Source organism: Dyella sp. CR10 (assembly GCF_055814425.1).
The window spans coordinates 1,960,674-1,972,616 of sequence record NZ_CP185986.1; the positions used below are offsets into that span (position 1 = coordinate 1,960,674).

Here is an 11,943-nt window from a genome sequence, read left to right on the forward strand (position 1 = left end):
GCCGGCAGGGATATCGATTCGGATATCCGTGGACTCCAATTTCCTCATGGTCAGGAGCGGTCCGCGGTAAAGAAATGCGTAATCGCCAGACCGCATCATGCGTTATGTCGCCATGCGGAGGGTGGCCTCCACGAGGAGCGGACATGAATCGTCAAGTGTTGCGAGTGGTGGGCGCGCTGCTGGTGTCGGCATGTTTCGGGAATGGCCTTGTCCGCGCATGCGAGGTGCCGGCGCCGGTCAAGTCGATCGATCCGCCTGGTTTCTACGACGACCCGACGGGCTACGCCCAAGCCGTCAAGCCGATGCGGGACTACATCGCCAAGCTCAATCACGCCGCGGACAGTGGTCAATGGGCTTGCACCATGGACCTGCTGGACGGCTGGGCCAGCGCTGATGCGCTGATGGGGCCGATCACCGGTTATCAGGGTTATTACGAACGCTCGTGGGCGGGCACGGACTTCGCGCTGGTGGAGCTGCGCCTGCCGGCGGAAGTCAGGAATGCCAACCCCGGTCGCCTGAATGCCATCCATAAGTGGCTGGAGCGCATCGCCATCGCCACGCGCGACGCCGATGCCATTAATCATCTGCACAACAATCTGGTGTACTGGGCGGGATTGAACCTGGTCGCCATCGGTACGGTGGCGCACCAGCCTGAGCTGATCGACGCCGGCCTGGCGCGTGCGAGGGAGGGCATTGGCGATATTCGCCCGGATGGCTCACTGGAGCGCGAAGTGAAGCGCGGCGATCGCGCGCTGCATTACCACACGTTCGCACTGATCCCGCTGGTGTTTACGGCCGAGCTGGCGCGACAGCAGCACATCGATCTGTATCAGGAGAATGGGCACGCCATCGGCCGCCTGGCCAAGCTCGTCACCGATGCGGTCATCGACCCGGCGAGCTTTTCGAAGATCACGCCGATCAAGCAGAAGTTGTTTCCATGGACGTTCCAGGATGAGCTCGCCTGGATGGAGCCCTACTATGCGCGCGCCAGGGATCCGCGATTGCCGGCCTTGATTGCGCCACGGCGACCGATCAGCGAGTGGCGATTGGCTGGAGACGTGTCGGCTGCGTGGGGTGTGGCATTGCCGCCGGGGTTGAAGTGACCGGCTTCAGGCGTGCTTCGAGCGGTTCCGTTGTTCGCGCAAAGGCCTTGTCCTTGCATCGCGAGGCAGGGCGTCACGACGTGTGTTCTGGTTTTTAAGTTTTTCGTCAGCACCTTTAATGTTTTTGCCATGGCGTGCGTTCCATCACCTTTAGCCAGGTGATGGAAAAACCCGCGGAAAAACGCTTGTGATTGCAGTCACGCCATCGCCACGCCGCTATAAAAATGCGGCCTCCGTTATGTTACTTAGCATGTGCTGAGTGCGCGCCAAGAGGCCGCACCCAAACAGGGGCGCCCATCGTTCTTGCGACGGCGCAAGGTGTCAGTCGACACCGCCATTGCCACATGTTTTTGCGGACGGCCGATACGGCCGGCCACGGCGGCGCTTGATCCGCGGTAAGGGGGTAGCAGTGAACAAGCAAGACGAAGCGAGCATCGCGCTCTGGTTGCACTACCGGCGCGAGCCGGAGCGGTTTGCGGAGCTTCCCGAAGCGTGGCGGCATTCCATTGCCCAGCACTACGCGGATGCGCGGCAGCGTCAGCGACTGCGGCAACGGCGATCCGTGCTGCCGCTCTCCGTGCTCGCGGCGCTGGCCGCGGTCAGTGCGACGAAGGCGCGCGCGGCCACTAATTACACGACTCCGCTCACGGGCACCGCCACCGACACGGCGTACCAGAGCAGCACCGACGCCAACGGCAATCTGGTCTATCGCCTTGCCGATGGCGACAGCATCGGCGTCACCGGGAGCGGCACGGAGAACGTCAGTGCTATTGGCCTGCAGAGCGGCACGCCGAAGGTGGTGCTTCAGGTGGGCGCGGACGGCAAAGGTGCGTTGACCGTATCCGCCGTCCGCCCGGCGACAGGCTATCCAGGCGTGCACGGCACCGCCCACGCGATCGACATGGGAGAAGGCGAAAACCTGACGGTGAACGGCAACACGTCGCTCACCGGGCAGACGAATGATCCCGCTCGGTACATCAACGGGCAGTGGGTGGGCGGATCGGAGGCGCGGGGCCTGCACCTTGACCGGTCGACGGCCACCTTCAATGGCAATCTGGACGTCACTACAAAAAGCCCGGACTGGAGCCAGGGCCTGTGGATCTACCGGGGCTTCCTGACCGTCAACGGCAACACCAACATAAACACGCACGGGCGCGGCACCAACACCGCCGGCATCTACAACTCCGGCGGCGGCACCGGCAACGTGGTGTTCAACGGCAACCTGGGCATCGTCAGCTACGGCGACTGGCCCAACGACACCGTCCAGGGCATTTATAACGACAACTCCAATACCCGGCTCACGGTCAATGGCGGCCTGGATGTCGCCGCCACGTCGAACGGCTCGACGGTGATGGGCATCCGCAATCAGGGCACGATGTATGTAGCGGGTAACGCCACGGTCACCGTCGACGGGCCGCGCTCCGCCTTGGGCATCTACAACACCCATGCCTCCGCGCGCTTTCGAATCAGCGGTGACCTGAAGGTGACGGTCACCAGTCACACCAACTACACGCCGTTCGGATTGCCCACCGCATTGGGCAACGTGTACGGCCACACGTACGGTTTCATGACGCTGGAGGGTGCTGTCGACGCACGCGTCAGCGGCGTCACCGACAGCTACGCCGCCAACAACAACAGCGTGATGAGTTTTACCAATGCCGCGAAGACGGCGGTCCTGCGCGCGAGCGTGAACTGCGCGACGTGTAACGTCTACGGCATCGCCAACAACGGCGGCACCGTCACGCTGGCTGGTGGCCTGGACGTGGCCGTGAGCAACACTGGCAGCGGCGCGCGCTATGCCATCTGGAACGTGGCGAACGATGGCGGGTGGCAAACGGTAAGCCCGCTGAGCGTCAACCAGGCGGGCGGGCAGTCGGTCAAGGTGGACGGCGACGTGCTGACGCAAAACGTGGTCAATGCCGCCGGCTCGCATTTCACCGCCACCACCCAGCTGAACTTCAACGACGATGCATCCTTCCTCAAGGGCATGGTGCTGGGCGGCAGCGGCACCTCTGGGCCCAACGGGACGTCCACTCTGAGCGCGGGCGTGCCCATCCTTACATTCGCCAACGGCGCGCGCTGGATGCCCACCGGTTCCGGCACGCTGGCCAGCGATTTCGGTGCCGGCAGCCTCTCGCTCGGCAACGGCGGTGCGATCGACCTGGCGGCCAGCTGGGGTGCGTTCGCGCCAGGCAGCGTGCCTGCGCACAGCCTGCGCAGCCTGGGCGTCGACAGCTCGACCGGCGGCGCTACGGTGAATCTGGCGGACGGTGCCACGTTCACGTTGTTGAGCGACATCCGCAATGCGCAGGCGGACCGTGTGAGCTTCGGCGCCGGCATCGCGACATTCAATGCCGCCGGCACCCAGAAGGTGCGCATCGCCTATGACCCGGTGCTGGACGACGCCTCCTGGGTGAGCGCCGCGGCGCTGCAGAACGGCACCACGATTGCGGCCGCCCAGCCCATCGTCATCGTCGACGCCAGCGCAGCGGCCGGCGGCAAGGCGGCGTTTCAGGCCGTCGCCGGCGTGGCGGGACAGTGGAGCGCGACGTATGAGAACGCGCTGGCTCGCTTCACCTATGCGCCTCGCGTGCAGGTCAGCGCGGACGGCAAGGAGCTGCTGCTCACCGGTATCGATATTGCGGGCACGGGTGGTTCGGCCCCCGGCGACTCGACCCCGGGAGGTCCGCCGCCCGGAGGCTCGACTCCTGGAGGTTCGACTCCCGGCGGATCGGGCACGACTGGAACCGGTGGCGGCGGTGCGGGCACCGACGTGCCGCCTTCTTCCGGTAATCCTCCGGCTACGCCAGGGCAGCCCGGCACGCCGGCACCGCCGATCGGGGAAGCCGTACCTCCGGTGATCGCGCCCCCGGCGATCACGCCGTCGACCGGCGTCCTGGTTGCCGGCGATGCCGCGCTGGCCATGGCTAATTTGTGGCAACTCGACGAGCGCGCCGTCGCGCGTCGCAGCGAGGCACTGCGCACCGACGAGTCGATGGCGGATGCGACCTTCTGGGCCGATGCCGACGGCGGCAATCTGAGAGGCGACAGCAGCGATGGGCGCACCTATCGACAGAACGCCACCAGTGCATCGGCAGGCGTCGAATGGGGCGTGCCGCTCGACGGCGGGCACGGCGCAGCGGGCCTGCTTTACACGCATGCGCAATCGCGCGCCGACCTCCAGGGCGGCACCGCCGACCTGACAGGCGATTCCCTGGGCGCGTACGGTACGTGGAACACGAACGCCGGCTGGTTCGCCGATGCGGTGGCCCGCGTCGGCCGGTTGCGCGACAGCTACGTATCGAGAGACACCTTCGGCACCGTCTCCGGCCGCTACGACACGCACGCCGCGAGCGTTGGCGTCCGCGCGGGTTGCCGCTTCGCTCTGGGCGGTGGCGCCTACATCGAGCCGCAGGTGCAAGCCGCTTACGGCACGCTCGGACCCAGCAGCTACACCGCGAGCGATCGCGTGCACTTCGAAGTGGCACACAACCGTACATTCCAGTCGCGCGTCGGCGTGTTGGCCGGGCAGGGCTTCACGTGGGCTGGCGGCATCCGTGGCGATGCGTATGCGCGCCTTGGTGTGGTCCACATCGTCGGCAGCCGTCCCGACATCACCGCGTCGCTCGATGGCGGTTCGCTGCCAGTGACATTGCCGACGCGGCACGCCACGGTCGGCGAGGCCGTGGCGGGTGTGCGGCTGTCGTTCGGCAACGCATGGAGTGCATTCGCGGAGGCAGGGCGCGCGTCGCGTGCCGACGTGGTCGCCGGCGGATGGCGTGCCTCGGCCGGACTCCGCTGGCGGTTCTGATGCCTCGCGATCCGGGCGCCGCATGCCAGGGCGGTAGGGCGAGGCGTACGACAGATCGATCGCCCGAATCCCTGGCGGCCACCTTGCGGCACGCCGGCTTCGGGCGCGGCGGCACTGGTAAATCTTGTAATGCCGACTTGCAGGTAAGTTAATCGCCACCTCTGCTATATATCGCCGCCTTCGTACTCGGAGGGAATCAGGCATGCGCCATCGGCTTCTGAAATGGGCATTGGCGGGCTCACTGTGCGGATGCGCCGCGGGCGCGATGGGCGCGAGCTCGGATCGTCACGCCTGGGTGGATGCCTGGTCCGCGGCGCCCGACACGGCCGGGCCCGCCTTGAACGACCAGACGGTGCGCCAGATCGTGCGAGTCAGCGCGAGCGGTTCGAGGGTGCGCATCCGGCTGTCCAATCTGCTCGGCAATGCGCCCGTCACCCTGGGCCCGGTGCATATCGCACTGCATGCGGATGGCGCCGATACCGTGCCCGGCAGTGATCGTCCGCTGCTGTTCAACGGCAAGTCCACGGTGACGATCGCCAAGGGCGAAAGCGCATTGAGCGATGCGGTAAAACTGGACGTGAAGGCGCTGCAGAGTCTGGCGGTGAGCCTGTACGTGCCGGCCGATCCGCAATATCACGCGTCGACCGCGCACACTGCTGGTTTGGCCACGGCGTATATCACCGAAAGCGGCGACGCCACCTCGCTGGCGCAGTACCCGCGGGATGAAATAAGCGGCATGCGCTTCTTCGTCACCGATGTGGAAGTGTCCGGCCCTGCCGCCAAAGCCACCGTCGTCACCTTCGGCGACTCGATCACGGATGGCGCCGGCTCGACGCAGGACGCGAACACCCGCTGGCCCGACTACCTGGCCGAACGCCTGCAGGCCGATCGCGGACTTTCATCCATCGCCGTGGCGAATGCCGGCATCGGCGGCAATCGCCTCCTGCATGACGGCTACGGGCCCAGCGCCCCTTCGCGCTTCGACCGCGATGCCTTGGACAAGCCGGGCGTGCGCTGGATCATCCTGCTGGAAGGCATCAACGACATCGGCGGCTCAGGCTTCGCATGGGATGCCAAGGACAAGGTATCGCCGCAGCAGCTGATCGACAGCATGAAAGCCCTGATCGCACGCGCACACGCCAGAAACGTGAAGATCTACGGCGCCACCTTGACGCCTTATGGCGGCAATGGCTGGCCATATCACAGCGTTGCCGGTGAAAAGACGCGCCAGGCGGTGAATGACTGGATTCGCCACGCCGGAGCATTCGACGGCGTGGCGGATTTCGACAAGGCCATTCGCGACCCGGCCGCTCCGGAAAAAATGCTGCCCGCCTATGACAGCGGCGATCACCTGCACCCTAGCAGTGCAGGCTACAAGGCGATGGCGCAGGCGGTGGACCTGAGCTGGTTCGGCGCTCCGTAGGCGCCTGCGTTTCGCGAAGCCGATTCCTTTCGCCAGGCCCAGACTCGGACGGTGACGCCAGCCTCGGGGCGAGCGTCGACCGTCCCGGGATAGGGCGGCGCGACGGCGTCGGCCGAAAGGCAAGTCGCGGCCTTGGCGCATCGCCAAACCGAAATTAAATGACCGCGGAAAACCCGCTTGCCAAACGCCTTCTCCTGATTATCTTTATGCGCCGCCGATCGCTACGGGATCGGCCTTTGCCACGCCGCGCGGCGTGATGACAGTTCATTTCCATGTTGCTTAAAGAGGATATGGCTATGCGTACTGTGCTTGATTTCTCTTCTCTTCATCGCTCGAGCATCGGTTTCGACCGGATGTTCGAGTTGCTGGAAAGTGCGGCCAATACCACGCCGACGGACAACTGGCCGCCGTTTGATTCGATCAAAGTCGCGGACGATCAGTACCGAATCACGATGGCGGTCGCCGGGTTGGGCCGTGACGACCTGCAGATCACGCTCCAGAACAACCTGCTTACCGTCTGCGGCGAGCGCAAGGCCGATCATGTCGGCGAAATCCTGCATCGCGGTATCGCCAATCGCCCATTTACCCGACGCTTTGAGCTGGCCGAGCATATGCAAATCACCGGAGCCAGCCTCAAGGATGGCCTGCTCGTGATCGATGTGAAGCGCGAGCTTCCCGAGGCGCTCAAGCCACGCCACATTCCTATCGGAAACCCCGATCAACCTGCTGTCGAACCGCGTCGCCTGCAGAATCAGGCGGCCTAGTTCGCCCGAACGGAGCGATTGCGGCTTTAATCCTTTACGCCGATTTTGGCGGCGGCAGGCCTGCCGCCGCATTTTTTTGCCGGTCAACTCCGCTAGGCCAGGCTGGCGGAGTTCGCGTCCAGGCCTTTTCGCTTCAACGACCCTCGGGCCTGCCGACAGAGCCGCTCGCATAAGTGCCGGCCCTGCTCATGCGTCTGCTGGATCGAGCGCACCTCGAGCCCGGCCGGGGGAGGGCGCCTGACTCTGCGCGACGAGGCGGCGACTGCCTGCGCATCAGGAAGATGTGCGATGGCGTGTGGCAAACGCAAACGAAGAATCGTTCACCCGATTCCCTGATTTCGCAAAAGCCGGCGGCCACTGACCCCGTTATAAGTCGAGCTTCCGTGGCGAGCGGGCAGGCATACATTGCCTGCCCATTGCCGGCAGGAGCTCGCCCAGGGTGCCGGGCCCAGTCCATAAAGCCCGGCGGTCGCGTACTCATGAGTCCGCCCGCCGGATGCTCGCAACGTCAAAGGCCTTGGTGCCGAGGATGACATCCACGTCATGCGAAACCTGTTCTTCTGCGCGTACATCGCACTGCTCCTGGCCGCCTCGCGAATCGATGCCGCGATGGCGGATGACGCCCCTTTCGTCGTCGAGCGAAAGGGTCGATCGATCGCCATCGAACCCTACGCGCCGAATATCCTGCGGGTCACATTGAGTGTCGACCGGAAAGCTGTAACGGCACCTCCCGGCTATGGGTTCGAGGCCAAGCCGTCGACCCGGGGATGGACGCGCGCACACGATGAGGCAGGCGGCGACGTTTTCCGCTCGTCGAGCATGGTGGTTCGCATAGCGCCGGAGCGGCCAGCCGAAAACGGACTTGTTCTGAGCCTCCCCTTGGACGCCCTGAACTATCAGCTCCGCGAAAAATACTTCGGAGGATGGAAGGACCCGAACAAGTTCGACGATGGCCTGAGCATCACCACCACCGAGGGCAAGCCGCTGCTGCGCATGCGGACCTGGGCCATGGTGCCCGGGCAACCGCAGCCGGACGCCGAGGCAAAGAGCTTCCGCGCATCCGCCACGTTCGACTCGCCCGGCAACGAGCATTACTACGGACTGGGACAGCAGCAGCAAGGATGGATGGACCTGCGCGACCATGAGGTTCGCTGCTGGCACGACTATGGTGCGCTGGGCGGAGAGAATGTCTGCGTGCCTTTCATGGTGTCGAATCTCGGCTATGGCCTGGTCTGGGACAACCCATCCAAGACCACCGTGCAACTGGGCTTCAACGGCCAGAACGTCTGGTCATCGGAGGTGAGCGCCCGGGTGTCCTATTTCGTTATCGCGGGAAACAGTGCCGACGAGATTTACCAGGGCTACCGCCAGTTGACGGGCGTGACGCATATGCTGCCCAGGAAGGCCTACGGCTATATCCAAAGCAAGGCGATCTACTCGTCACAGGACCAGATACTCGCCGTTGCCGAGGAATACCGCCGAAAGAATCTGCCACTGGGGGTGATGGTGGTCGATTTCCTCAACATGACCCGGCAGGGAGATCTGGATCTCGACCCGGCGCGCTGGCCGCAGCCAGCTGCGATGAATCGCCAGCTGCACGCCATGGGCGTGGATTCGCTACTGAGCGTATGGCCGCACTTCTCCGAAGGGTCGCTCTTCTACGACATGCTTCTGAGCAAGGGCTGGCTGGTGCGCGACAAGGATGGCAAGCCGGACAGGGGCTGGTACAAGACCATCATCGGACCGAACATCGATACGACGAACCCCGAAGCGGCGAAATGGTTCTGGCAGCAGATTCGCGATCGCTACATCAAGCCGTATGGGTTCGATTACCTGTGGCTCGACGAGACAGAGCCGGATGTCGACCCCGCCAATGACGTGTTCTGGATCGGCTCCGGAGCCCGCTACTACAACGTCTATCCACTGCTTCACACGGCGGCCGTCTATGAGGGGTTCCGGCGCGATTTCGGCGATGCGCGAAGAGTCATGATCCTGGCGCGGGCCGCCTACCTGGGTGCGCAGCGCAATGGCACCGCGTTCTGGTCGAGCGATATTTTCGCGACCTGGGACATGCTCAAGCGATCGGTCCCGGCGGGACTCAATTTCACCGCAACAGGGCTGCCTTATTGGGGGACCGATATCGCGGGATTCATGTCGCCGACGATCCCCGCCGATTACAAGGCAACCCGTCGCCCCCTCATCGACGGTTCCGATGCGCGCGGCACGATCGGGAATTACGAGGATTATCCTGAGCTGTTCGTGCGCTGGTTTGAATGGGGAGCCTTTCAGCCGATGATGCGCGCGCATGGCGAAAGGAATCACAACGAAATATGGTCGTACGGAAAAGAAGCCGAGCCGATCCTGGCGAAGTACCTGAAACTCCGCTACCAGCTGCTGCCGTATACGTATTCGGCGGCTTATCGCAGCTACCAGACCGGCGCGCCGTACATGCGCGCGCTATTCATGGATTTCCCCCATGACCCGAAGGTTGCGGATATCCCCGACGAATATATGTATGGTCCGGCCTTCCTCGTGGCGCCGGTGACCGAGCAGGGCGCCACCCATCGAACGGTGTATTTGCCCGCGGGATGCGACTGGTACAACTACTGGACGAACCAGCGCCTGCATGGCGGCCAGACGATCGAGGTGGATGCCCCTATCGATGTGCTGCCGCTGTTCGTCAAGGCAGGCAGCATCGTGCCGCTGGGCCCGGATGACGCGGGGGCCAATCAGTCGCAGAAGATCGTCTCGGTCAAGGTATATCCGGGAGCGAACGGCCAGTTCACGCTGTTCCAGGATGATGGAACATCCTATGGCTACGAGCGAGGCAAATACTCCGCCATCACATTGACGTGGGACGACGCTGCTCATCGATTTGGACATGATGGCGGGCGGGCCTGGAATGGCTCGAATGTGCCTGCCGTTTCGGTGATAGGGGACTAAGTCCGATATTCATGTTGGGAGCAGCCATGCGAGCGGGATGGTTCTTTTTGGCAATCACCATGATGGCTACCCAGGCTGCGGCTGCTTCCTGGCCGGACGGCAAGCGGGCGGCCGTGGTGCTGACCTACGACGATGCGCTCGTCTCGCAGCTCGACATCGCGATTCCGGCGCTCGATGCCGTGGGTCTCAAAGGAACATTTTTTCTGATCGGCAGCAAGATCACCCCGGAGCAGGTGGTGCGCTGGCGGTCTGCGGCGGCCGAAGGCCACGAGCTCGGCAATCACACCATTCGCCATGCCTGCCCAAGGGCCAACTATCCGCCCGCGAAAAAGATCGACACCAGCGAAACCTACGATGTCGACACCATGCTGGCGGAGATCCGTACGATGAACACGATGCTGGCGGCGATCGACGGCAAGTCGCAGCACAGCTATGCCACGCCCTGTGGCCAGCACCTGGCTGGAGGCATCGACTATCTTCCGGCGCTGCGCGCCAGCGGGCTGGTGCGCTACACCCGTGCCGCGGACCCATCGGAACGCCCCCTCGATCCGATGGATGTACCGAGCCGCTTTTTCCCTTCGAGTGCAACCGGCGACGATCTGATCGCCGCCGTCCAGGATGCCGAGCGCAAGGGTGGGGTGGTCGTGCTGGGTTTTCACGGCGTGGGCGGCGATTATCTCTCCGTGTCCGCGCAAGCCCATGCTCAACTCCTTGCGTACCTCAAGGCCCACTCCGACACGCTTTGGGTGGCGCCGTTCTCGACCGTGCTCGATTACGCCACCCGCCATCCGGGCCGCTGACGGTTTCGCTGGCCGGCTTCGCCAGCGTCCCTTGCTATGCGGTAATGCCATAGCTCATGGGTTCGCCTCGCCATTGGCTTTGTCGCAGGAACTGCTGCCACGTCAATGCATGAGGGTCGATCCTTCGGCTCCACGCCAGGTCACGCCCCGGGGCGTAGTAGCCGTACTCGACCGCGTACTCCACCATGCCTACAAGCTCGTCCACGAGATAGGGGTTGGTGCCGAACGCAGGGAAGTGCTGCAGCAACTCGTCGCGGGAATAGGCGGAGGCGTAATGCGCCTTCTGTCCCGATACGCGAACGAAGGTATCCACGATCTGTCGTGCCGTCAGGATCTCGCCGATGACGGGCAGGACCTCGCCGGCGTACTTCTCCGGGTGATCGAATATTTCCAGCACCGCCGGCCCGGTCGCGGTAAGCGGGTCGACGAACGGCATGGGCGTGTCCGGCGGCAGGTAGATGGCGAAGCTCAGGCTGCCGTCAGCCTGGCGCGCAGGGACGTAGTACTCCAGAAAATTGCTGTAGAAAAACGCCAGATAGATGAAAGAACTGCGCAGCGGCAGCGAGCGGATGTACTCCTCCACCAGCGCCTTCTCGGTGAAGTGCGGCGCCCACTTGGCGCCCGCGGTTCGTGCATGGACGTTTTCCAGGCCGCTCCACACGACATGCTTGACGCCCGCGGCGTTGGCGGCATCGGCCAGCTCTCGCCCCAGCGCCAGTTCGGGCTGGCTCGGTGGCGGCACGGGCGTGACTGACGGGGCCATCAGAAAGGCGCCGTGAGAGCCGTGCATGGCAGCGATGAGTTCAGCCTGCCGGCCAAGCTCCAGAGGCGCCACGACGATGTCGGCGCCGCGCTCGGCCAATTGGCGCATCGGCGCGCTGTCTGCGCGCCGGGTCAATGCGCGTACGCGGTAGCGGCCGCTGTCCAGCAAGGCGACTGCGACGCTGCGCCCCTGTTTGCTGGCCGCGCCAGCGACGGTGATGAGTGGTTTCTGCGAGGCGGTGGACATGACATTTCTCCCGGGCAAGTAAGGGACTCATGGTGCGAATGAGTGCTTACTCTCGGCTTCTGGCGGCCATCCGTGAAATTGCATATTTGT

7 protein-coding genes are annotated in these 11,943 nt (G+C 64.1%); 6 read left to right on the forward strand and 1 reads right to left on the reverse strand.

Annotated features, from left to right (window positions below; genetic code table 11):
* Nucleotides 1-143 precede the first annotated feature (143 nt).
* From ACNR9O_RS08785 to ACNR9O_RS08810, 6 genes are all read left to right on the forward strand, one after another.
* On the forward strand, nucleotides 144-1,103 hold the full coding sequence (locus ACNR9O_RS08785; protein ID WP_473681453.1) for an alginate lyase family protein: 960 nt from the start codon (nucleotides 144-146) through the stop codon (nucleotides 1,101-1,103).
* 409 nt (nucleotides 1,104-1,512) lie between these two features.
* Complete coding sequence (locus tag ACNR9O_RS08790) at nucleotides 1,513-4,914, forward strand: autotransporter outer membrane beta-barrel domain-containing protein (protein WP_473681451.1); 3,402 nt, start codon at nucleotides 1,513-1,515, stop codon at nucleotides 4,912-4,914.
* A gap of 202 nt (nucleotides 4,915-5,116) precedes the next feature.
* A complete protein-coding gene (locus ACNR9O_RS08795) occupies nucleotides 5,117-6,337 on the forward strand; it encodes an SGNH/GDSL hydrolase family protein (protein ID WP_473681449.1) in 1,221 nt (406 codons plus the stop codon).
* 296 nt (nucleotides 6,338-6,633) lie between these two features.
* Nucleotides 6,634-7,101, forward strand: coding sequence for an Hsp20 family protein (locus tag ACNR9O_RS08800; RefSeq protein ID WP_473681447.1), 468 nt, complete (start codon nucleotides 6,634-6,636; stop codon nucleotides 7,099-7,101).
* 543 nt (nucleotides 7,102-7,644) lie between these two features.
* Nucleotides 7,645-10,044 (forward strand): glycoside hydrolase family 31 protein, encoded by a 2,400-nt coding sequence (locus ACNR9O_RS08805; protein ID WP_473681445.1) that lies wholly within the window; start codon nucleotides 7,645-7,647, stop codon nucleotides 10,042-10,044.
* A gap of 26 nt (nucleotides 10,045-10,070) precedes the next feature.
* Nucleotides 10,071-10,844: a polysaccharide deacetylase family protein gene (locus ACNR9O_RS08810; RefSeq protein WP_473681443.1), complete on the forward strand. Its 774-nt coding sequence runs from the start codon at nucleotides 10,071-10,073 to the stop codon at nucleotides 10,842-10,844.
* Nucleotides 10,845-10,878: 34 nt separating this feature from the next.
* Here the strand turns inward: ACNR9O_RS08810 and ACNR9O_RS08815 are convergent, their stop codons facing one another.
* Nucleotides 10,879-11,853: an NmrA/HSCARG family protein gene (locus tag ACNR9O_RS08815; RefSeq protein ID WP_473681441.1), complete on the reverse strand. Its 975-nt coding sequence runs from the start codon at nucleotides 11,851-11,853 to the stop codon at nucleotides 10,879-10,881.
* Between the last annotated feature and the right edge of the window lie 90 nt (nucleotides 11,854-11,943).